General features: G+C 74.7%; 15 protein-coding genes. 7 read left to right on the forward strand and 8 right to left on the reverse strand.

Features of this window, described 5'->3' with window-relative positions; all coding sequences use genetic code 11:
- Positions 1-142: 142 nt before the first annotated feature.
- The gene (asnB, locus tag ABZ117_RS11735) at positions 143-1,984 is read left to right on the forward strand and encodes an asparagine synthase (glutamine-hydrolyzing) (RefSeq protein WP_356819690.1); all 1,842 of its coding nucleotides are present in this window, start codon (positions 143-145) and stop codon (positions 1,982-1,984) included.
- Here asnB and ABZ117_RS11740 read toward each other — a convergent pair.
- Together ABZ117_RS11740 and ABZ117_RS11745 are read right to left on the reverse strand one after the other, a co-directional pair.
- A complete protein-coding gene (locus ABZ117_RS11740) occupies positions 1,977-2,585 on the reverse strand; it encodes a DUF4232 domain-containing protein (RefSeq protein ID WP_356819692.1) in 609 nt (202 codons plus the stop codon). The genes asnB and ABZ117_RS11740 overlap by 8 nt on opposite strands.
- Before the next feature lie 125 nt (positions 2,586-2,710).
- Positions 2,711-4,318: an alpha/beta hydrolase gene (locus ABZ117_RS11745; RefSeq protein ID WP_356819694.1), complete on the reverse strand. Its 1,608-nt coding sequence runs from the start codon at positions 4,316-4,318 to the stop codon at positions 2,711-2,713.
- 276 nt (positions 4,319-4,594) lie between these two features.
- On the opposite strand from ABZ117_RS11745, the gene ABZ117_RS11750 reads away from it, so the two are divergent.
- From ABZ117_RS11750 to ABZ117_RS11765, 4 genes are all read left to right on the forward strand, one after another.
- Positions 4,595-5,272 carry a chaplin gene (locus tag ABZ117_RS11750; RefSeq protein WP_356819696.1) on the forward strand — a complete coding sequence of 226 codons (678 nt, stop codon included), beginning with the start codon at positions 4,595-4,597 and terminating at the stop codon, positions 5,270-5,272.
- Positions 5,273-5,837: 565 nt separating this feature from the next.
- Positions 5,838-6,692, forward strand: coding sequence for a GNAT family N-acetyltransferase (locus tag ABZ117_RS11755; protein WP_356819698.1), 855 nt, complete (start codon positions 5,838-5,840; stop codon positions 6,690-6,692).
- A gap of 116 nt (positions 6,693-6,808) precedes the next feature.
- Positions 6,809-7,585, forward strand: coding sequence for a GNAT family N-acetyltransferase (locus ABZ117_RS11760; RefSeq protein WP_356819700.1), 777 nt, complete (start codon positions 6,809-6,811; stop codon positions 7,583-7,585).
- A 208-nt stretch (positions 7,586-7,793) separates the two neighbouring features.
- Entirely contained in the window at positions 7,794-9,236 is a 1,443-nt protein-coding gene (locus ABZ117_RS11765) for a hydrolase (RefSeq protein WP_356819702.1), read from the forward strand.
- A gap of 16 nt (positions 9,237-9,252) precedes the next feature.
- Here the strand turns inward: ABZ117_RS11765 and ABZ117_RS11770 are convergent, their stop codons facing one another.
- Both ABZ117_RS11770 and ABZ117_RS11775 read right to left on the reverse strand, forming a co-directional pair.
- On the reverse strand, positions 9,253-11,967 hold the full coding sequence (locus tag ABZ117_RS11770) for a sugar-binding domain-containing protein (protein ID WP_356819704.1): 2,715 nt from the start codon (positions 11,965-11,967) through the stop codon (positions 9,253-9,255).
- A 106-nt stretch (positions 11,968-12,073) separates the two neighbouring features.
- Entirely contained in the window at positions 12,074-13,258 is a 1,185-nt protein-coding gene (locus ABZ117_RS11775; protein ID WP_356819706.1) for an ROK family transcriptional regulator, read from the reverse strand.
- Between the two features lie 116 nt (positions 13,259-13,374).
- Between ABZ117_RS11775 and ABZ117_RS11780 the strand changes: the two genes are divergently transcribed.
- Positions 13,375-14,814 carry an APC family permease gene (locus ABZ117_RS11780; protein ID WP_356819708.1) on the forward strand — a complete coding sequence of 480 codons (1,440 nt, stop codon included), beginning with the start codon at positions 13,375-13,377 and terminating at the stop codon, positions 14,812-14,814.
- Between the two features lie 56 nt (positions 14,815-14,870).
- Here the strand turns inward: ABZ117_RS11780 and ABZ117_RS11785 are convergent, their stop codons facing one another.
- Together ABZ117_RS11785 and ABZ117_RS11790 are read right to left on the reverse strand one after the other, a co-directional pair.
- Positions 14,871-15,308: an SPW repeat protein gene (locus ABZ117_RS11785; RefSeq protein WP_356819709.1), complete on the reverse strand. Its 438-nt coding sequence runs from the start codon at positions 15,306-15,308 to the stop codon at positions 14,871-14,873.
- A gap of 122 nt (positions 15,309-15,430) precedes the next feature.
- Positions 15,431-16,069 carry a sigma-70 family RNA polymerase sigma factor gene (locus ABZ117_RS11790; protein ID WP_356819710.1) on the reverse strand — a complete coding sequence of 213 codons (639 nt, stop codon included), beginning with the start codon at positions 16,067-16,069 and terminating at the stop codon, positions 15,431-15,433.
- A gap of 187 nt (positions 16,070-16,256) precedes the next feature.
- Between ABZ117_RS11790 and ABZ117_RS11795 the strand changes: the two genes are divergently transcribed.
- Entirely contained in the window at positions 16,257-17,324 is a 1,068-nt protein-coding gene (locus ABZ117_RS11795) for a MerR family transcriptional regulator (RefSeq protein WP_356819712.1), read from the forward strand.
- A gap of 590 nt (positions 17,325-17,914) precedes the next feature.
- Here ABZ117_RS11795 and ABZ117_RS11800 read toward each other — a convergent pair.
- Together ABZ117_RS11800 and ABZ117_RS11805 are read right to left on the reverse strand one after the other, a co-directional pair.
- A complete protein-coding gene (locus ABZ117_RS11800; RefSeq protein WP_356819713.1) occupies positions 17,915-19,303 on the reverse strand; it encodes a deoxyribodipyrimidine photo-lyase in 1,389 nt (462 codons plus the stop codon).
- A 69-nt stretch (positions 19,304-19,372) separates the two neighbouring features.
- The gene (locus ABZ117_RS11805) at positions 19,373-20,884 is read right to left on the reverse strand and encodes an SDR family oxidoreductase (RefSeq protein ID WP_356819864.1); all 1,512 of its coding nucleotides are present in this window, start codon (positions 20,882-20,884) and stop codon (positions 19,373-19,375) included.
- Positions 20,885-21,430: the final 546 nt, after the last annotated feature.

Genomic DNA, 21,430 nt, shown 5'->3' on the forward strand with positions numbered 1-21,430 from the left:
GCCACGTTGACCGGGCCCCGGGGTCGGGCGGACGCTCGTCATATAGATGCTCGATACAACTGGTTTGCCGGTCCGTTCCCCGCGGCCAAGAAAGCCCAGGCCGGCGGGGAGACGGCCGCCAGCCGGAGGCAGGAGGTAACGCATGTGCGGCATCACCGGATGGGTCTCCTTCGACCGCGACCTGACCACCGAGGCCACCACATTGCATGCGATGACCGAGACGATGGCCTGCCGGGGCCCGGACGACCGCGGCACCTGGACCGAGGGCCCCGTCGCCCTGGGCCATCGCCGCCTCGCCATCATCGACCTCCCCGGCGGCCGTCAGCCGATGACCCTGCCGACCCCCCGGGGGACCCTCGCCCTCGTCTACTCCGGCGAGGCGTACAACTTCACCGAACTGCGCCGCGAACTCCAGGACCGCGGCCACCGGTTCACCACCGACTCCGACACCGAGGTCGTCCTGCACGGCTATCTGGAGTGGGGCGACGCGGTCGCCGAACGGCTCAACGGCATGTACGCGTTCGCCGTCTGGGACGGCCGGCACGACAAGCTCGTGATGATCCGCGACCGCATGGGCATCAAGCCGTTCTACTACCACCCCACCGCCGACGGCGTCCTGTTCGGCTCCGAGCCCAAGGCCGTCCTCGCCAACCCGCTGGCCCGCCGCCGCGTCACCCTGGACGGCCTGCGCGAACTGTTCGTCATGGTCAAGACGCCGGGACACGCCATCTGGGACGGCATGCGCGAGGTGGAGCCCGGCACCGTCGTGACCGTGGACCGCTCCGGGCTGTCCACCCGCGTGTACTGGCGGCTGGAGACCCGCCCGCACACCGACGACCGCGACACCACTGTCGCCGGGGTGCGCTCGCTCCTCGACGACATCGTGCGCCGGCAACTGGTCGCCGACGTGCCGCGCTGCACCCTGCTCTCCGGCGGCCTCGACTCCTCCGCCATGACCGCGATCGCCGCCCGCCGGCTCGGTGAGCAGGGCGAGAAGGTGCGCAGCTTCGCCGTCGACTTCGTCGGCCAGACCGACCACTTCGTCGCCGACGAACTGCGCGGCACCCCCGACACGCCCTTCGTGCACGACGTGGCCCGCCTCGCCGGCACCGACCACCAGGACATCGTCCTGGACGCCCGGACCCTCGCCGACCCGGCCGTGCGCGAGCAGGTCGTCCGGGCCCGCGACCTGCCGGCCGGCCTCGGTGACATGGACGCCTCGCTGCTGCTGCTCTTCCGCGCCATCCGGGAGAAGTCCACGGTGGCCCTGTCCGGCGAGTCAGCCGACGAGGTCTTCGGCGGCTACCTCCAGTTCTTCGACGAGGAGGCACGCCGCGCCGACACCTTCCCCTGGCTGGCCACCATGGGCCGCCACTTCGGCGAGGACGCCGACGTGCTGCGCGCCGACCTCACCAGGTCCCTGGACCTCAAGGGCTATGTCGGCGACGGATACCGCACCGCCGTCGCTGGTGTCGACCGGCTGGAGGGCGAGAGCGACTTCGAGTACCGCATGCGCCGGATGAGCCACCTCCACCTGACCCGCTTCGTGCGCATCCTGCTCGACCGCAAGGACCGGATGAGCATGGCCGTCGGCCTGGAGGTCCGGGTGCCGTTCTGCGACCACCGGCTGGTCGAGTACGTGTACAACGCGCCGTGGGCGATGAAGTCCTTCGACGGCAGGGAGAAGAGCCTGCTGCGGGAGGCGACGGCGGACGTCCTGCCGCGCTCGGTGTACGAGCGCGTGAAGAGCCCGTACCCGTCCACCCAGGACCCGCGGTACGCCCGCGCCCTCCAGGAACAGGCCAAGGACCTGCTCACCCGGCCCTCCCACCCGGTCTTCGACCTGGTCGACCGGGACCGGGTCCGCAGGGCCGCCGACCACGACGCGCCGGTCAGCACCCAGGCGGCCCGGCGCGGCCTGGAACGCACCCTGGACCTGGCGCAGTGGCTGGACCTGTACACGCCCGAGCTGGTGCTCAGCTGAGCCCGATGGCACGGTCGGCCGCCGCCGCCGACCGCTGCCACCACGTCGTCACCGGCTCCCACACGAGGACCCGGGGCCCGGTGCCGAGCCGGGCGGCGCCGAACTCCCGGCCGGCGTGCGCGGCGGAGGCGGCGACGGTGACCGTGTCCACCCGGCGGGCCTCGGGGTCCGCCGGGTCGGCGATGGTCCGCACGTCGGCACAGGCCGTGCCGCCCGGCGCGAGCCGGTAGGTGCCGGTGCCGCCCTCCGGCACCGGCAGCGCGGCCCCGTCCAGGTCCCCGAAGGTCACCGTGGGCACGCGGTCGACGAGGCAGGCGCGAGCCCCGCGGTTGGTGACGTCGACCCGCAGTACGGCCGGGGTGCCGGCCACGGCCTTCGCCCGTACGGCCAGCGCCCTCCGGGCGCAGCGCCCGGGCCGGCCGGGGCCCGTGACGGCCTTGCCGTGCGGTGCGGCGGCCAGCTTGTCGCCCGTGACGGCCGTGCCGTGCGGTGCGGCGGGCCGGGAGTGGCCCGTGGCGGCCTGGCTGTGCGGTGCGGTCAGCAGCAGGGCCGCCACGGCGGCCGAGGCGGCGGGTACGGTGACGGCGGCGCGGATGCGCATGACGGTGCCCCCTGTGTGGTCGTGTCCCGGACACGGCGGCCGAAGCACGCCTGCCCGGTGTGACGACCGGGACGGTCCCGGGGTTGCCCCCGGTGCGCCCCTGTCACCCGTTCGCGCCGGACCCGTCACCGGCCGGCAGTGGCACCGGTCACGGTCTCCCCGTCGCCGTCCGCCGGACAGGAACTGCCGCTCGGGGGCAGCGAGCCGTAGAGCAGGAAGTCGTTGATCTTGCCGTGCACGCACGAGGAGGACACGTACCCGGTGTGGCCCTCGCCCTTGCTGTCGAGCACCACGGCCGCCGGGCCGAGCCGCCGGGCCGTCTCCTCGGTCCACTGATACGGGGTCGCCGGGTCGCCGCGCGTGCCGACCAGCAGCATCTTCGCCGAGTGCACGTCCCGGACCCGGTCCCGGATGAAGTCGGTGCCCCTGGGGCGGCCGTAGCACAGCAGCAGCTGGGTGAGCCGGTAGCGTCCGAAGACCGGCGAGGCCCGGTCGTACGCGGCCCGCAGGTCCTTCAGGTCCCGGGTGATCCGCTCCGCGGTGGGCCGGTCGGGGTCGTCCGCGCAGTTGATCGCCATCAGGGCGGCCGGCAGGTTGTCCATCGGGACGTCCTGGACGTCGGTCAGCCCGCCGTCCGTGCGGACCCGGCCGCGGGGCCCGTCGATGCCGCCCGACGAGAAGGCCAGGATGCGCCGGGTGTCACCGTCCTCGATCAGGGAGGCCAGGGCGCGCTCCAGCGAGGGCCACAGCTCCTTGCCGTACAGGGCCTGCCCGATGGCGCCGACCAGGTCCTGACCGGTGAACGAGCCGCCGAAGTCCGTGGGCACCGGGTTCCGGTCGAGCGAGCGCACCAGCCGGAGCACCTCGTCCCCGGCCGCCCGCCGGTCCCGGCCGAACGGGCAGGCGAGATCCGTCGTGCACCAGTCCAGGAAGTCGTCCAGCGCGGTCTGCTGGCCCTGGGCGCCCGCCAGGCCCTGCTCGGACAGCGGCTCGGTCAGCGTGTCCACGCCGTCGAGCACCATCCGGCCGACCTTGCCCGGGAACTGCGCCGCGTACACCGAGCCGAGCCGGGTGCCGTAGGAGAAGCCGAGGTAGTTGAGCACCTTGTCGCCGAGCGCCTGGCGGATGACGTCCAGGTCGCGGGAGGCGTTCACGGTGCCGATGTGGGGCAGCACCGGACCGGAGTGCCGGGCGCACTGGCCGGCGGCCTCGCGCAACTGCCTCAGCAGCGCCCCGGGCCGGTCGAGGCCGGCGTCCCTGCCGGTCATGGAGAAGGCTCCCTCGCCGTCCCCGCCGCAGCTGACGGGGGAGGACCGGCCGACACCGCGCGGATCGAAGGTGACCACGTCGTAGCCGTTGGTCAGGTCCATGAACCGGCGGCCGTCGGCGGCCAGCTCGGGAATGCCGGCACCGCCGGGACCACCGAAGTTCAGCAGCACCGAGCCCCGTGAGTGCCCGGTGGCGCGGTAACGGGCCAGCGCCACGTCCAGGGTGCCCGCGCGTGGCCGCGCGTAGTCGAGGGGGACGGTGACCTTGGCGCACTGGAGGTCGTCCGGCATGTCCGGCCCGTCGCAGGCCTGCCACGTCACCTTCTGCCGGTAGAACCGGGACAGGTCGGGCTGCGGCCGGTCGGCGGCAGCCGCGGGCAGCCCGGCGCCGAGCAGGGCCAGGGCGAGGGCCGAGGCACCCGCGCAGCGCCGCACCGCGGGCCGTGTGGACAGCTTGGCCAGCATCGTTCGCCTCCCGGAGCGCCTGCCGCGGACCGGGTCGGCGCCTCGGATCACCATAGGCGCGCCCCGCACGGCCCGCCTCCGGGCGAGCGGGGCGGCGACCGCCGCCGTATGCTGCGCGCCCGCACTCCCCGGGTATCACCGAGCCGCTTCGCACGCGGTTCGATAGCAGTGGCACTCGATGGGGTGAAAGGCCGACAAGCCATGACCCGGGTGGTTCGTCTGCGTTTTCCTGAGGTGCGGGCGAGTGCCCGCACGACGTCTGGAAGGCAGGGAACTATGAGACGGGCTACCCGAAACGGTGTGTTCGCCGTCGCCGCCGCGTCCGGCGCGATGGCCGTGGCGCTGCCGGTGTCCGCCGCCTTCGCGGCCGACGGGGCCGGTGCCCGGGGTGCCGCGGCCGGTTCCCCCGGACTGGGCTCCGGCAACACCGTCCAGCTGCCGGTGGACGTGCCGGTGAACGTGTGCGGCAACACCGTGAACGTGGTGGGACTGCTCAACCCGGCCGCGGGCAACGCCTGCGCGAACAAGGCGGCCGGGGCGCGGGCGGGGTCGGCCGCGTCCGGCGGCGCGTCCGCGCAGGGCGCGGCCACCGGCTCGCCCGGTGTGATCTCCGGCAACGGCGTCCAGCTTCCCGTCCATCTGCCGGTCAACGTCAGCGGCAACAGTGTCGACGTGGTCGGCGTGGGCAATCCGGCGCAGGGCAACCGGTCGGTCAACGGCCCCGGCGACCAGCTCCGGCGCCCCCCGCACACCCCGGCACCGCACCACCGCACCCCGAAGCCCCCGGCCGCGCCCCGGGCGCACCACCCGGCCCCGCACACCCCGCGTCCGGTGGCCTCCAGCCTGGCGCACACGGGCGCGGACATGACGGCCCCGGCCGTCGCCGGCAGCGCCGCGCTCGTCCTCACCGGCGCGGTCCTGTACCGCCGCTTCCGGCCGGGCCGCAACGGCTGACCCATCCCGTCCGGACCTGACCGCGCACGCGGCCCCACCGCGCGCCCACGGCCCCGCCGGCCCCGGCCCGGCGGGGCCGTGCCGTGCCGTCCACGCGACCGGCCGGTGACCGGGATGTCTGCGGCAGGGAAGCGTCGGGCGGACGCCGTCCCGCCGAAGCGGCTCCAGGAGCACGCGGCACCCCTCGGGCAGGGGCCAGTACGTGCTCCGGGCCGTGCAGCGCCGCTCCGCTCACGGGCTCGCGCGCGGCGCTGCGCCGCCGTAGGGGGCGGCCGGCGGCGACGGCCGGGCCGCACCCCCGCCCGTACGGCTTTCCCGGCCCCCGCCGACAGGGCGGCCAGGGGGAGGGCCCGCGGCGATGGCCCGGCCGAAGGCCTCGGCCGCACAACGCTGTCGCCTCCGTCGGCAGGACGGACAGGGCCGGCCCGTACCCGGTGGCCGGGCCGAACTCCCCGCACTGCTCAGCGGGATGGGTGCCGCGTCGGCTGATCTTCCCGTGGCGCGGCCCTCGTCGGTCCGGAAGGATGCTGTGCGGCAGTCCCCCCGACGGATACGGAGCACACCCATGACCTTCGCGGCCCCCCACGACCTCGTCGTCACGCAGGCCACCCTCGCCGACTGGCCGGTGATCAGCGGATGGGCGGCGGCGGAGGGCTGGAATCCCGGACTGACCGACGGACCCGCGTTCTTCGCCCAGGACCCCGACGGCTTCTTCCTCGGCCGGATCGACGGCCGGCCGGTGTCGGCCGTCTCCGTCGTCACGTACGGCCCCGCCTACGCCTTCCTCGGCTGCTACCTCGTCCGCCCCGACCTGCGCGGCCACGGCCACGGCCTCACCACCTGGAAGACCGCCCTGGCCCACGCCGGCGGCCGGACCGTCGGCCTGGACGGAGTCGTCGCCCAGCAGGACAACTACCGCCAGTCCGGCTTCGAACTCGCCTACCGGACCATCCGGTTCACCGGCACCGCCCCCGCCGGCGAGACACCCGCCGGTGTCCGCCCGGCCGCCCCCGCCGACCTGGCCGCGATCACCGCCTACGACGGCGCCTGCTGTCCCGCGGACCGCCCGCGGTTCCTCGCCGCATGGCTCACCACACCCGGCCACCGTGCCGTGGTGCGGGAGGACGGCGGGCGCCTCACCGGCTACGGCGTGATCCGCCCCGGTCACGACACCCTGCGCGTCGGCCCGCTCTTCGCCGACACCGCCGACGACGCCCGGGCCCTCTTCGCCGCTCTGACCGCCGACGCCGGCGGCCGGGAGGTCGCGCTCGACGTGCCCGAGCCGAACACGGCCGGTGTCGCCCTCGCCGAGGAGGCGGGACTGCGCCCCTCGTTCGAGACCGCCCGCATGTACACCGGACCGGTCCGCGACCACGCCCGGGAGCGCGTCTTCGGCGTCGCCACCCTCGAACTCGGCTGACCCCTGGGGCGGTTGGCGGTCCGGCCGCCGGGATGACCGGACCGGCCCGCCTCCCGCCGTCCGCCCGGCCGGTAAATCCGTTGCCGGGTCCCGCCGCTCATGCTGGGGTGCACCGCATGGACCACACCGCTGTGCTCGCCCTGTACGACCGTGAGATGCGCGAGAACGCCCGCCCCGACGGGCCCGGGGCCCGTATCGAGCGGACCGGCGCCGTGGTGCGTCAGGTCGCCGGCGCGCACGGGTGGAACGGCGTTCTCTGGTCCGCGCTCGACGCGGCGGGCGCCGGCCGGGCGATCCGCGACGAGATCGCCCACTTCACCGGCCTGGGCCTGGACTTCGAGTGGAAGGCCTACGGCCACGACGAGCCGGCGGACCTCGGTGACCGGCTCCTCGCCGCCGGATTCCGGGCCGAGCCGGCGGAGACGCTGATGATCGGTGAGGTGGCCGGGCCGGTGTCGGCCGCCGAGCCTCCGGCCGGCATCCGCGTGGTGCGGGCCACCGATGCGGCAGGTGTGGACCTCGTCGTGGACGTCCACGAGAGGGCCTTCGGCACCGACGGCGCCGGGCTGCGGCACCGGTTGCTCGCACGGCTGGCCGCCGACCCCGGCACGGTCGTGGCCGTGGTCGCGCTGGCCGGGGCGGAGCCCGTCGGCGCCGCCCGCACGGAACTGGTGCCCGGCACCCGGTTCGCCGGGCTGTGGGGCGGCGGCACCGTCGAGGCCTGGCGGGGCCGGGGCGTCTACCGGGCTCTGGTCGCCCACCGGGCCCGCGTCGCCGCCGCCCACGGCTGCCGCTACCTCCAGGCCGACGCCTCACCCATGAGCCGCCCGATCCTGGCACGCCTCGGGTTCCACGCGCTGAGCACCACGACGCCCTACCTCTGCGCGGCCTGACCCACCACCGGGGAGACCCCCGGCGAGGCCCCACGTGTGCGCGGCGGGCGGACCACTGGGCTCCGGTCGTGGCGGGGCGCCTCTGTTCACCGCGCCTTCATGCCATGTACCTTTCAATCAATCGACGCGTGTAGAACTCTCGAGCAGGCTCTACGCGCGCAGAACGCGCCCGCACCGCCTCTCCCCACCCCACACGGAGGTTCGCCGGATGCCCGGAACCAGGAGTTCCCGCCGCAGACTCACCACCGCCCTGGCCGGCCTCGGGCTGCTCCTCGGCGGAGCCGCCTTCCAGCTCGGTACCGGCGCCCCCGCTCACGCGGCGGCCCCGCACCGCATCCTGTTCGACAACGCCCACGCCGAGACGGCCGGCAACGCCGACTGGATCATCTCCACCAGCCAGCCCGACCCGCTCGGCCAGGACTCCTCCCCGTCCGCCGAGACCGACTGGACCGGAGCCCTCTCCTCGTGGGGCGTCGCGCTGGAGAAGACCGGCGCCTACAGCCTGAAGACGCTGCCGCAGGGCTCCGCCCTCAGCTACGGCGGCACGTCCGCGACCGACCTGTCCAACGTCGACACCCTGGTCCTGCCGGAGCCGAACACGCTGTTCACGAGCGCCGAGAAGACGGCCATCATGACCTTCGTGAAGAACGGCGGTGGTCTGTTCATGATCTCCGACCACACCGGAGCGGACCGCAACAACGACGGCGAGGACGCGGTCGAGATCCTCAACGACCTGATGACGAACAACGGCGTCGACTCCACCGACCCCTTCGGCTTCTCCATCGACTCGCTGAGCATCAGCTCCGACCATCCCGCCGCGATCAGCGACAGCACCGACCCGGTCCTGCACGGCTCCTTCGGCACCGTCACCAAGAGCCTGATCGCCAGCGGAACGACCGCCACGCTCAAGCCCGCCGACAACCCCGCCGTCAAGGGCCTGCTGTACCGCACCGGTTACTCCGGCACCACCGGCGCGTTCTTCGCCACCAGCACCTTCGGCAGCGGCCGGGTCGCGTTCTGGGGTGACAGCTCCCCGATCGACGACGGCACCGGCCAGTCCGGCAACACCCTGTACGACGGCTGGAACGACTCCAGCGCCACCGACGCGGCCCTCGCCCTGAACGCCACCGCGTGGCTGTCCGGCGCGAGCGGCGGCGGCACCGGCGGCGGCTCGACGTCCTGCACGGCCGCCCAGCTCCTCGGCAACAACGGTTTCGAGTCCGGCAGCACCGTGTGGAGCGCCACGAGCGGCGTCATCACCGACGCCACCGGTGAGAAGGCCCGTTCGGGCTCGTACTACGCCTGGCTCGACGGCAACGGCACCGCGACCACCGACACGCTCGCCCAGTCGGTGACCATCCCGTCCGGCTGCCCGGCCGCACTCGGCTTCGCCCTGCACGTCGACACGGCCGAGACCACCACCAGCACGGCCTACGACACCCTCAAGGTCCAGGTGGTGAGCGGCTCCGGCACGGTCCTGGCCACCCTGGCGAGCTATTCCAACCTCGACGCCGCGTCCGGGTACACCCAGCGCACCTTCGATCTCGGCGGCTACGCCGGGCAGACCGTCACCCTGAAGTTCACCGGCACCGAGGGCTCCAAGTACCAGACGTCGTTCGTCGTGGACGACACCGCGCTCCAGGTCGGCTGAGCCGGGCAGGGGCACGTCAGGCGGCCGGCACCGTCCGCTCCGGCGCGTTCCAGCCGGAGACCCGCACCCGTGGTGCCGGCCCGTGCAGGTCGCCGGTGCGGTAGGTGGCGGTCAGGGTCAGCCGCTCGCCGGGCCACAGGCTCACCTCGTTGTCCGACCAGCGCACCGGCAGCACCGGCCGGCCCTGCGCGTCCACGAGACGGACGTCCGTGAACAGCGCCGGGGTCGCGCCGGCCCCGGTGTTGCGCAGGGTCACCGTCGTGGTCGAGGTGTCCCGCCCCGACCGGGTGACCGCCGTCGCCGTCACCGGCACCCGCGGCATCGAGGCGAGTCCGCCGAGGTCGGCGTAGCCCGTGGTCGGGGTGTGGTACCAGTCGGTGCCGTCCCAGTCGAGGGTGTCCGGCCTGGTGGAGAGCCAGTACACGTTCCGGCTCACCTCCGTGCCGCCGGCGTCGGTGAGCACCAGCCGGAGCAGGTGGGTGCGTGCCGGACCGGGCACCGAGGCCGGCAGGGTGAGCGCGGTCGCGCGGGCCCCGTCGCCGGCGACGGCCGTCCCGGTGACGGTCCTGTCGTACCTGCGCGTGCCGTCGGGGTCGAAGAGCGCGGCCCGGACGGTGAGCCCGCGCTCCCGGGTGTGCCGGCTGTTCACCACGACGACCGAGCGGTCGTCGTAGGAGTACTGGACGTGCAGCGGTTCGTTGGCCTTCTTCGCGCCGAAGTAGGCGCCGTTCTGGTCGAGGTAGCGGTCCGTCAGCTGCCAGTGCAGGGAGGTCCAGCCGCTGTTGAACATCCAGTGCACGACCCCGGTGGCGGGCCGCTCGGTGTCCGTGGCGTTGCGCCCGTAGGCCTCGAACTGGGCGCGGACGTTCTCGTACTGGGCCAGCTGGGCCTTGCGGACGTAGTCGGTGAGGCCCGTCGGGGCGCCGTAGCGGCCGGCCAGGGCGCGGTCGTAGAGCGCGAGCGTACCGAAGGTGGCGGACGGTGAGCGGTGGTACTGCCGGGCGTCCGGATCCCGCCAGAGGGTGTCGAGTTCGGCGGGTGTCAGCATCCGGCGCAGGGTGGCCAGGGTGGGGATGCTGGGGCCCGCGCTCGTCTCGGAGTTGAAGCCGGTGGCCCCGCCCTCGCGTTTGGCGTACCAGTAGGCGGGCGGCACCCAGTCGTACGGGCCGGTCATCTTCATGCCCGAACGGCCCAGCCGCGGGGTGGAGGCGTCGGAGGCGGCGGGGATCACGGGGGCGGTGAAGTCGGCGGCCCCCAGCGCGTCGAGGTACTCCGTCTCGATCGTCGCGTTCGGGGCGGAGTCGCTGCCGATCAGGAAGGACAGCACGCTGGGGTGGTCGCGCAGCCGGGCGGCCTCGGCGGCCATGGACGCCCTGGCGACGCGATGGTCGGCGGCGGTCCACTTCTTCCCCGACCCGCTGGGATTGACGTCGCCCTCCCACTTGTCGCAGCACTCCCAGCCCGGGAGGGTGAGGACGCCGTAGCGGTCGGCCAGGGCGAAGAACTCGTCGGGCTCCAGATGACCCTCCAGGCGGAGGGTGTTCAGGCCGAGGTCGACGGCGTACTTCAGCCGGTCCTCGACATAGGCGCGGTCCCAGCGCAGGAACTCGTCCGGGGACCAGCCGCCGCCCCGGACCAGCAGCCTGCGGCCGTTGATCCGGTACTGCCGGGCGCCGTCCGCGTTCAGCGGTGCCCGCACGTCCCGGATGCCGAAGCTCTCGTGGGCCGTGTCCGAGACCGTGCCGGCGACGGACGCGGTGAGGGTGAGGCCGTACAGCGGCTGCCCGCCCATCCCGGCCGGCCACCACACCTTCGGCGCGGTCAGGCGCAGGCCCGGGGTGTCCTCGGGGGTGAAGGTGACGGTCTTCGTCTCGTGGGCGGCCAGCGGTACGGTCCGGGTGAGCCGCGTGCCGGCGACGCTGCCGGAGATCCGGGCGGTCACCGGCGTGCCGGAGTCGTTGCGGGCCCGGGCCTTCACCGTCAGGCGGGCCGTGGCGAGCGACGGCACGGCCAGCTCCGTCATCACGTGCGTGTCGCGCAGGGCGACCGGGCCGCCCCGGCGGACCAGGACGTCGCGGACGAGGCCCATGTTGCGGTCGGGCGGCGGCTGGAGCCAGTCGAGCCAGCCCATGGTGAGGTCGCGGTCGGGGTCGTTGGGCCGGACCCGGAAGGCGACCGTGTTCGTGCCGGACCTGACCAGCGGGGTGATGTCCAGTTCGTGGCGGGTGTAGGCGCCGGTGACCTCCGCGGCCCCGGCCACCCGGTGGCCGTTCACATAGACGTCGGCCGCCGAGACGACCCCGCTGAAGTCCAGGAAGGTGCGCCGCGCGGTGTCCTCGACGGTGAAGTCGGAGCGGTACCACCAGGGCACCTCGAAGTCGGCCTTCGGGATCTTCTGCTGGCCGGTGGAGCGGAACGGGTCGGCGTACACGCCGTTCGCCAGCAGTGCGGCCAGCACCGTGGAGCGCGGGCCCGCCGGATACCAGCCCGTCGCCGGGTAGCCGGGGGAGGAGACGGCCGCGGCGGAGTCGGTCACCCGAGCGGTGGACCGGACGGCGTAGCCGGCGAGCGGGGTGCTGGTGCCGGCGGCGGCGGGCACGTGTGTGACCCGGGCGGACCGATGGGGTTCCGTCGCCTCCCGGGGGCCGGCCCAGGCACCGGCGGTGAGGGTGCCGGCCAGGGCGAGCAGCGCGACGGTCCCGGGGAGCCGGCGGGCGGGACGAGGGAACACGGCGGACTCCAGCCTCGTAAAGTTAGGAAACTTTACAAACGCCGGTCACGCTAGGGCTGCCCCCGGACCCTGTCAACGACCCTCGCCGTCGTGCTCGTTGAACGGGTCAGGTTCCGGCCGTCCGGCGCTCGAACACCACGTTCCGGGCCGTGTCCAGGGCCGTGGCCACCGCGCCGAGCAGCACCGCGTCCGCGCCGAGCCGGCTCGGCGCTATCCGCGGGCGCAACGGGGTGAGCGTGCGCAGCCGCTCGCGGACCGGCCGGAGCAGCAGCCCGGCGCTGAGGCCGAGCCCGCCGCCGAGGACGACGAGGTCCGGGTCGAGCACGGCGGCGGCGGCCGCCACCGTGTGCGCGATCCGCTCGGCCTCCAGCTCCACGGCCCGCACGGCGGCCGGCTGCCCCTGCCGGGCCGCGTCGAACACGGCCTTCGCGGTCAGCCGGCCGCTCATCCCGAAGCGCCGGGCGGACTCCACCACCGCCATCCCCGCCACCGCGTCCTGAAGCGGCTCCGGCTTCCCCCGGCCGGCCCAGGGCAGGAGGCCGATCTCGCCGGCCAGCCCGTGCGCGCCCGTGAACAGCCGCCCCTCGCTGACGACGCCCATGCCCAGACCGGTGCCGATCAGGAGGTACGCGAAGAGCCGGCTGCCCGCGCCGGCGCCGTACGCGTACTCGCCGAGCGCGGCCAGATTGGCGTCGTTGTGCACCTCCAGCGGGACGCCCAGCTCCCCGCGGATCCGGTCCATCAGCCCGGCGCGCCCCCAGCCCGGCAGGTGCGTCGCGTACCGGACCCGCCGGTGCCGCTCGTCGTACACCCCGGGCGTGCCGAGCACCCCGTGCGCCACCTCGGCCGGGTCCGCGCCCGACCGCTCGATCGCCTTGCGGGCGGTGTCCACCACCAGGGCGGCCAGGGCTGCGGAGGTGCGGGCCGGATTGGGCACGTCGGTCCGTGCGACGACCGTGCCGTCCAGGTCGGCCACCGCCACGCGCAGCCGGCCCCGGCCTATGTCCACCCCGAGCGCGTACCCGGCGGCCGGGTCGGGGGCGTACAGCACGGCGGTGCGGCCGCGCTCGGGGGTGTGCGTGCCGGCCTCGCGCACCAGGCCGGCCGACTCCAGCGAGGCCAGCGCGCTGGAGACCGTCGGCTTCGACAGGCCCGTGTCCCGGGCCAGTTGGGCGCGCGAAGCGGCACCGAGGGCGCGCAGCCGGTCCAGGAGCAGCCGCTCGTTGGCACTGCGCAGGCGCCGGCGGCTCCAGGGCTGTTCCGGCGGCTCCGTGACGTCGCTGGCAGGCATCACACCATTCTCGTGCATGCCCGGCGCATACTTGACGCCTCTCGTAAGGCTCCTTAACTTTGTCGGCCCGCCGGCCCCGCCGGGTGCGGCGTGTTCCCGTGGCGTCAGGAGTCCCCATGTCCGGCAGCCCGCCACCCACGGGTGGTTTCGTCCGTCGCGTCGGCCTGTTGCAGGCCACGGCGATCAACATGAGCCAGATGTGCGGCATCGGGCCGTTCGTGACGATCCCGCTGATGGTCGCCGCGTTCGGCGGCCCCCAGGCGGTCACCGGATTCGTCGCGGGCGCGGTCCTGGCGCTGTGCGACGGGCTGGTCTGGGCGGAGCTGGGGGCGTCGATGCCCGGCTCCGGCGGCAGTTACGTCTATCTGCGCCAGGCCTTCCAGTACCGCACCGGCCGCCTCCTGCCGTTCCTGTTCGTGTGGACGGCGATGCTGTTCATCCCGCTGATCCTGTCCACGGGCGTGGTCGGCTTCGTGCAGTACCTGGGCTATCTCGCCCCCGGCCTCGGACGGACCGCCGGCGATCTGACCGGCCTCGGCGTCATCGTCCTGGTGGTCCTGCTGCTCTGGCGCGGCATCGAGCACATCGCCCGCATCACCCTCGTCATGTGGGCCGTGATGATCACCTCGGTGCTCCTGGTGATCGCCGCCGCCGCGACCGGCTTCAGCCCGCACCGCGCCTTCACCTACCCGGCGCACGCCTTCGACCTGACGAGCGGTCACTTCTGGCCGGGCTTCGCCGCGGGCCTGACCATCGGCGTCTACGACTACCTCGGCTACAACACCACCGCCTACCTGGGCGCCGAGATCAAGGACCCCGGCCGCACCCTGCCGCGCTCCATCGTCCTGTCGATCCTCGGCATCATGGCCATCTACCTGCTGCTCCAGATCGGCACCCTCGGCGTCGTCGACTGGCACCGGATGACCGACCCCCACGACATCGCGTCCACCTCGGTCGCCTCCGCGGTGCTGGCGCAGACGTGGGGCCGGGGCGCCGCCGACACGGTGACCGTGCTCATCCTGGTCACCGCGTTCGCGTCCGTGTTCACCGGGCTGCTGGGCGGCTCGCGGGTGCCCTGCGACGCCGCCCGCGACGGCGTCTTCTTCCGGCCGTACGCACGGCTGCACCCCCGGCACCGTTTCCCGGCGCTCGGACTCGCGACGATGGGAGTGATCACCGCCGTCGGCTTCCTGATCGGCCGTCACACCGACCTGCTGACACTGATCCAGCTGCTCACCACGGTGATGGTCATCGTCCAGGCGCTCGCCCAGATCGTCGCGCTCAGCGTGCTGCGCCGCCGGCAGCCGGACATGCGCCGTCCGTACCGGATGTGGCTCTACCCGCTGCCGGCCGTCATCGCCTTCACCGGCTGGTGCGTGATCTACGGATACGCCGACCACAACTCCCCGGGCCGCCGCCCCGTCGAGTGGTCACTGGCCTGGCTCGCGCTCGGCTGCGCGGCCTTCCTGGTCTGGGCGTGGCGGGAGCGCGTGTGGCCGTTCGGCGCGAAGGAGATCAGCGAGGAGTACAACGCCCTGGAGGCGAGCCCCGGCTGACGTGCGGAAGGCCGGTCCGCCCGGGCGGACCGGCCCCGCTCGCCCCACCGCTTGTGCTACGGCCTGGGCCCGCTCCTCGCCGCCGCACCGGCGCAGACCAGTCCGAGGACGAGGGCCAGGGCGCCGATGACGATGTTGTTGACGATCACCCCCGCGTCCGGGGCGCGGCCCACGATCCACGGCGCGATGATCATCCAGATGCCCATGGCGCACATGGCCCAGCTCAGGCCGTACATCCGCTCGGGGGCGCGGGTGAATCCCAGCGCCAGCAGGCCTATCGCGATGCCCATGATCAAGTTATGGGTCGCGAGTGCGGGCTGGTTCGCCGTGTAGTGCAGGATCCACGGGGAGGCGGCGCAGTACAGGCCGAGCAGGAACACCGGCCCGTCCACGAGCGCCACATCACGACCGTCGAGCATACGGGCGTAGCGCGCCTGCATCTCGGGGACATCGGGGTGGCTCCTCATGTCACCCCGGTGCGAGACGTTCGCCATGATTCGTCTCCTTCGACTCTGCGGCCGGACCAGCGCCCGGCGTCGGGCGCGGTGTGCGGTGAGTGCCGCAGAGTCCATTTTGCACTTATCTGGTTCTTATGTGTAGTGATGCCCGGCCTTGTTCATGCCCCTTCCGTCTGCTGTTCCATACTGCTGCGCAAACGATGCAGGCCCCGGCGCGCATAACTCTTGACCGTACCCAGCGGCCACCCGGTCCGCTCCGCGATCTGGGCCTGGGTGAGGTCCTCGTAGTAGGCGAGACGCAGGACGCGCTGCTGGGGCGCGGGCAGCCGGGCCAGTTCGTGCCCCACGAGCACGCGGTCTAGGGCGGCCTCGGGCCGCTCGGCGGCGCACTCGTCCGGCGGCAGGGCCGCGCCCGCCGCCGCGACCAGCTCGCCGCGGCGCGTCCGGGCGGAGAGAGCGTCGGCGATCTTGCGGCGGGTGATGCCGACGATCCATCCGGCCACCGTCCCCCGCTCCGGCCGGAAGCCGGCGCGGCCCCGCCAGACACCGAGGAAGACCTGCTGGGTGACGTCCTCGGCCTCCGTGGCGTCGCCCAGCGTGCGCCAGGCCAGCGAGTGCACCAGCCCCGCCCAACGGCGGTGGACCGCGGCGAGACATGCCTCGTCGCCCGCCATCAGACCCCGTGCGAGTTCCTCGTCGGTGAGCGGCTCCCCGGCGGGCAGCCACGACGGCGGGCCGGCGGACCGGTCGGCCGGGGCCGCGGTGCGGGGCGCGACGGCGGTCGAATGCGGGCTCATGACGACGGCTCCTTCGCGTCGGACGGGACGGCCGGAGCGGCCGGGCCGTCCCTGCGGGCCGGTATGTTCCGGGGTGCGCTCCGGGCGTTCATCGTGTGAGTCCGTGGACCGGCCGGACAACTTGCATCGGTTCTGCGTCGTATGGCGGACGTATGGTCGTCCTATGGATGCGACCGACCCTGCGGGGATGCCGGGGAAACCGCGGATACCGGGGAGCGGCCGGGCGGGGTCCGCCGGGGCCGGGGAGCCGGGGCTGACCACCGGCGCGCTGGCCCGTCGGCTGGGCGTCTCGCCCACCACGCTGCGTTCCTGGGACCGCCGTTACGGCATGGGCCCCGCCGCCCGCGCCGACGGCCGGCACCGCCGGTGGACGCCGCGTGACGTGACCATGCTGGAGACGATGTGCCGGCTGACCGCCTCCGGGGTGCCACCCGCCGACGCCGCCCGGGCCGCGAAGGAGCGGGCCTGCCCGGGAGCCTCCCGCCCCCCGGCCGACGGCGCGCCCGCCGTGGCACCGCCGGCCGTACCCGCCGTACCGGCCGCTCCGGCCGTCCCCGCGGTGTCCGCCCCCGGCGTGCCGTCTTCCGGTGCCGCCCGGCAGGAGGGCCGCGGGCTGGCCCGGGCCGCCGTCCGGCTCGACGCGGCGGCCGTCGGGGAGCGGCTGGAGGCCGCCGTGGACCGGTACGGCGTGGTGGCCGCCTGGCAGGACGTGATGCTGCCGACGCTGCACGCGGTGGGCCGCCGATGGGAGTCGTCGGGGGACCGGTACGTCGAGGTGGAGCACCTGCTCTCCTGGCAGGTCTCCACGACCCTGCGCCGCCACACCCGGCAGCCCGTGGCGACGGCCGGCCCCACGGGCGCGGGACCCGTGCTGCTGGCCTGCGTCCCCGGCGAGCAGCACACCCTTGCGCTGGAGGCGCTCAACGCGGCACTGAGCCGGCTCGGCGTCGCCACCCGCATGTTCGGTGCCGCGGTGCCGGCGGACGCACTCGTCGCGGCGGTACGGCGTCTGGGCCCGGCCGCCGTGGTGCTGTGGGCGCAGGCCCGCTCCACCGCGAGCCTGCCGCTCGCCGAGCACGTGGCCGCGATGGAGTGGGGCGTCAAGGGCGCCCGCGCGCAGCCCCTGGTGATGCTCGGCGGCCCCGGCTGGGCGGGCCGCCCCGCCCCCGGCATGCTCCGCCCGGCCACCCTGACCGAGGCCCTCACCCCCCTGGTCACCGCCTACGGCACGCCCCCGCCCACCGAACCCGCCTGACCGACCGCCCCGCCCCTGCCCCCTGACGCCCCACCGACCCCCGCCGCCGGCCCGCTCCCGGACCGCCGGCCGACCAGCCGGCGACGCGGACGGCGCGGCCCCGACGACGCGCGGGGAGCAAGGGGGCCGGGGCTCCCCGGCGCTCGAGCCGCCGGTCGGCGGTTGCGCGGGCGGCGGTCCCGGCGGACCGTTCGGCGCGGCCCCGGAGCCGGTCGCAGGCACATCAGCCGGGGCGCCCCCGGCCCCGTCCCACCCTCGGCGGCGCCGGGAGCGGGCGGGTTGGCGAGGCGTGCGACCGGGGTCGGAGTCGCCCCCCCCCCCGTGCTGGGCAGTTCCCATCCTCCGCGGTGCCGGGAGCGGGTCCCTCTTCGCGGGAGCGTTCAGCCGGGGCCGGAGCCGGCCGGGGCGGATCAAGCACGGGTGTCGCCGGTCCCCGGCCCGGGCGCGATCCCATGCCCGTGGTGCAGAGCGCGGGCGTCTTCGCGCAAAGTTCAGCGCCGTCCCGGTGCCGTACCGGGCGGGGCAGCCGGGGCGGGTGTGTCGTCCCGGCCTCGGCACCGGGAGCGAGGCAGTCGGGTGGGGCTTGGGTGTCAGTCGGGGGCGGGGTCGCGGTCGCGGGCGCGGCGGAAGCGGGAGAGGCCCTCCGCCAGGCCGATGACCGGGTCCGGGTAGTCGCCGGTGCGCGCCCGGTCCGCGGTGCCCAGCTTCCACGGCTCGTGCACCGCCGCCCCGGCGATCTCCCGCAGCTCCGGCACCCAGCGCCGTACGTACGCGCCGTCGGGGTCGTGCCGCCTGGCCTGGGCGACGGGGTTGAGCACCCGGTTCGGGCGGGTGTCGGTGCCGGTGCCCGCGACCCACTGCCAGTTCAGCTGGTTGTTGGCCAGGTCCCCGTCGACCAGCAGCCGCAGGAAGTGCCGGGCGCCGACGCGCCAGTCGACGTACAGCGTCTTGGCGAGGAAGCTCGCCGTGAGCAGGCGGGCGCGGTTGTGCATCCACCCCTCGTGCAGCAGCTGGCGCATCCCCGCGTCGACCACCGGATAGCCGGTACGGCCCTGGCGCCACGCCTCGATGTCCTCCCACGCCGTCCGCTCCGACCGCCAGTGGTCGTGCTTGGTGCGGTAGTCGGCGCCGGCCGCGGCGGGCCGGGCCGCCAGCAGCTGGCGGTGGAAGTCCCGCCAGGCGATCTGCCGTACGAACGCCTCCCCGCCCGGCCCGCCCGCCAGGCGTGCCCGCCGCACCACCTCGACGGGGGACAGGGTGCCGAAGTGCAGGTGCGGGGAGAGCCGGGAGGTCGCGTCGCCCGCCAGGTCGTCGTGCCGGTCCTCGTAGGCGGCGACGCCGGAACGCAGCCAGGCGGCGAGCCGCTTCCTGCCCGCCGTCTCGCCGCCCTCGGCCAGCCCCGGCGACAGCCCGGACAACGCGGCCCGGGACGGCAGTTCCTCGGACCCGATGCCCGGCGGGACGCGGACCGCGCGCGGCGCGTCGCGCACGTCCCGCACGGCCTGCGCCGACCACTGCCGGAAGTACGGCGTGAACACGGCGAAGTGGTCGGAGGAGGCCGGGGTCACCGCGCCCGGTGTCACCACGGTGGTCACCGTGTCGTGGACGTGCAGCCGCCGCCCGTCGGCCTCCAGGGCGCGCCGCAGCCGCTGTTCCCGCCGGTGGGCGTAGGCGCTCACGTCGGCCGCCAGATGCACCTCGTCGGCGTCCGCCTCCGCGGCCACCCGGCACACCTCCGCCACGACGTCGCCGGAGCGCACGACCAGGTGTCCGCCCCGCCGGCGCAGCCCCGCGTCCAGGTCCCGCAGGCAGTCCGCGAGGAACGCCAGCCGGTTGGGGGCGGCGAAGCCCACGGCGTCCACCCCGGTGTCCCGTACGAACAGCGGGACGACCTGACGGGCGCCCTCCAGCGCGGCCCGCAGGGGCGGATGGTCGTACAGGCGCAGGTCGGCGGTGAACAGGACGACCGAGACGTACATGGCGCGGCTCCGGGGCGTGGGATGCGGACGCTGGGCAGTTCCGGCGCGGCGGGCGCGGCGGATGCGGTGTCAGCGGGCGGACGCGGGCGCCTGCCGGGCCGCCGCCCGCGCGATGTTGCGGGCCATCCCGCCGAAGACCACGGCGTGGAAGGGGGAGACGCTCCACCAGTAGGCGTGGCCGAGCAGGCCATGGGGATGGAACAGGGCCCGCTGGCGGTACCGGCTGCGGCCGTTGCCGTCGCTCTCCGCGCACATCTCCAGCCAGGCCAGTCCCGGCAGCCGCATCTCCGCCCGCAGCCGCAGCAGGTGTCCGGGTTCGATCTCCTCCACCCGCCAGAAGTCCAGCGAGTCGCCCACCCGCAGCCGCTGGGCGTCCCGCCGGCCCCGGCGCAGGCCGACCCCGCCGGCCAGCCGGTCCAGCCGGCCGCGCAGGCTCCAGGCGAGCGGGAAGGAGTACCAGCCGTTGTCCCCGCCCACGCCCTCGATCACCCGCCACAGCTCGTGCGCCGGTGCGTCCACCGCCGCCTCGCGGTGGTCGGTGTACAGGCTGCCGCCGGCCCAGTCGGGGTCGGTGGGCAGCGGATCGCTGGGCGCCCCGGGTACGGCGGCGGACGACCAGCGGGTGGTCACCCGCGCCTCGCGCACCCGGCGCAGGGCCAGCCGTACCGCCTCGTCGAAACCGAGCGGATGCCCCGGCGGGCCGGGCACGTAGCGGTCGATGTCGTGCTCGTGGCAGATCACCTCGTGGCGCAGCGACTCGGTCAGCGGGCGGGCGAGGGACGCGGGGACGGGGGTGACGAGGCCCACCCAGTGGCTGGAGAGGCCGGGGGTGAGGACCGGCACGGCCACGATGAGACGCCGCGGCAGGCCCGCGACGCGCGCGTACCGCTGCATCATCTCCCGGTACGTCAGGATGTCCGGCCCGCCGATGTCGAAGGTGCGGTTGACGTCGTCCGGCAGGCCCGCGCTGCCGGCCAGTAGCCGCAGCACGTCCCGTACGGCGACGGGCTGGATGCGGGTGCGCACCCAACTGGGCGTGATCATCACCGGCAGCCGCTCGGTGAGGTAGCGCAGCATCTCGAAGGAGGCCGATCCGGAGCCGATGATGACGGCGGCGCGCAGCACGGCCGTCGGCACGCCCGAGGCCAGGAGGATGCGGCCGACCTCCGTCCGGGATCTCAGGTGCGGGGAGAGCCGCTCCTCGGGCACCCCGGCCGGTGCGAGCCCGCCGAGGTACACGATGCGGCGCACACCGGCCGCTTTCGCCTGCTCACCGAAGACGCGGGCGGCGCGGCGGTCGGTCTCCTCGAAGCCGCTGCCGCTGCCCAGCGCGTGCACCAGGTAGTAGGCCACGTCGACGTCTCGCATCGCCTCGGCGACGGAGGCGGCGTCGGTGACGTCGCCCCGCACCACCTCCGTCTCGCCCGCCCACGGATGGTCGCGCAGTTTGCCGGGGGAGCGGGCCAGGCAGCGCACCCGGTGCCCGGCGGCGAGCAGCTCGGGTACGAGCCGGCCGCCGATGTAGCCCGTGGCTCCGGTCACCAGACAGCGGAGCCCGCCTGCCGGGTCGTCGTTGTTCATCGCTTCCAGGACCTCCGTGTCGGTGACCCCCCGGAACATGCCTTCCCGCCGGGCGGCGTCCGCGGATGCGTGTCCTTCTATAGGCTGATCACGTGGTGACAGCGGACGACCGGGAGCGACGCTCCGGACCGCCGCGGGATCCGGCGCCGGACCCGCGGTCCTGCGCCGTGCACCCGCGCCGGACGAACGGCGAGGCCGGCCGGCCGGTCCACGCGTCCACCGGGGCCGCCCACGGGCCGCACGCCACCGGCGCCCGAGCGCCGGCGCCCGAGCGGGACGCGGCGGAACCGATGACGCCGGGTCGTGCTCGCGTGCGTCCGGTCGCGGCCTCGGCGGTCACCGTCTGTCCGGGTCGTGCCCGCGTACGTCCGGCCCCGACCTCGGCGGTCACCGCCTGTCCGGGTCGTGCTCGTGTGCGTCCGGTCGCGGCCTCGGGGGTCGCCGTCTGTCCGGGTCGTGCTCGTGTGCGTCCGGTCGCGGCCTCGGGGGTCGCCGTCTGTCCGGGTCGTGCTCGTGTGCGTCCGGTCGCGGCCTCGGGGGCGTACG

The sequence above is a fragment of the Streptomyces sp. NPDC006309 genome, from assembly GCF_040613095.1.
GTDB lineage: Bacteria > Actinomycetota > Actinomycetes > Streptomycetales > Streptomycetaceae > Streptomyces.

Coding starts and splice junctions, on each gene's coding strand:
- asnB (WP_356819690.1), top strand. CDS start 143: ATGTGCGGCATCACCGGATGGGTCTCCTTCGACCGCGACCTGACCACC.
- ABZ117_RS11740 (WP_356819692.1), bottom strand. CDS start 2,585: ATGCGCATCCGCGCCGCCGTCACCGTACCCGCCGCCTCGGCCGCCGTG.
- ABZ117_RS11745 (WP_356819694.1), bottom strand. CDS start 4,318: ATGCTGGCCAAGCTGTCCACACGGCCCGCGGTGCGGCGCTGCGCGGGT.
- ABZ117_RS11750 (WP_356819696.1), top strand. CDS start 4,595: ATGAGACGGGCTACCCGAAACGGTGTGTTCGCCGTCGCCGCCGCGTCC.
- ABZ117_RS11755 (WP_356819698.1), top strand. CDS start 5,838: ATGACCTTCGCGGCCCCCCACGACCTCGTCGTCACGCAGGCCACCCTC.
- ABZ117_RS11760 (WP_356819700.1), top strand. CDS start 6,809: ATGGACCACACCGCTGTGCTCGCCCTGTACGACCGTGAGATGCGCGAG.
- ABZ117_RS11765 (WP_356819702.1), top strand. CDS start 7,794: ATGCCCGGAACCAGGAGTTCCCGCCGCAGACTCACCACCGCCCTGGCC.
- ABZ117_RS11775 (WP_356819706.1), bottom strand. CDS start 13,258: ATGCCTGCCAGCGACGTCACGGAGCCGCCGGAACAGCCCTGGAGCCGC.
- ABZ117_RS11780 (WP_356819708.1), top strand. CDS start 13,375: ATGTCCGGCAGCCCGCCACCCACGGGTGGTTTCGTCCGTCGCGTCGGC.
- ABZ117_RS11785 (WP_356819709.1), bottom strand. CDS start 15,308: ATGGCGAACGTCTCGCACCGGGGTGACATGAGGAGCCACCCCGATGTC.
- ABZ117_RS11790 (WP_356819710.1), bottom strand. CDS start 16,069: ATGAGCCCGCATTCGACCGCCGTCGCGCCCCGCACCGCGGCCCCGGCC.
- ABZ117_RS11795 (WP_356819712.1), top strand. CDS start 16,257: ATGCCGGGGAAACCGCGGATACCGGGGAGCGGCCGGGCGGGGTCCGCC.
- ABZ117_RS11800 (WP_356819713.1), bottom strand. CDS start 19,303: ATGTACGTCTCGGTCGTCCTGTTCACCGCCGACCTGCGCCTGTACGAC.
- ABZ117_RS11805 (WP_356819864.1), bottom strand. CDS start 20,884: ATGAACAACGACGACCCGGCAGGCGGGCTCCGCTGTCTGGTGACCGGA.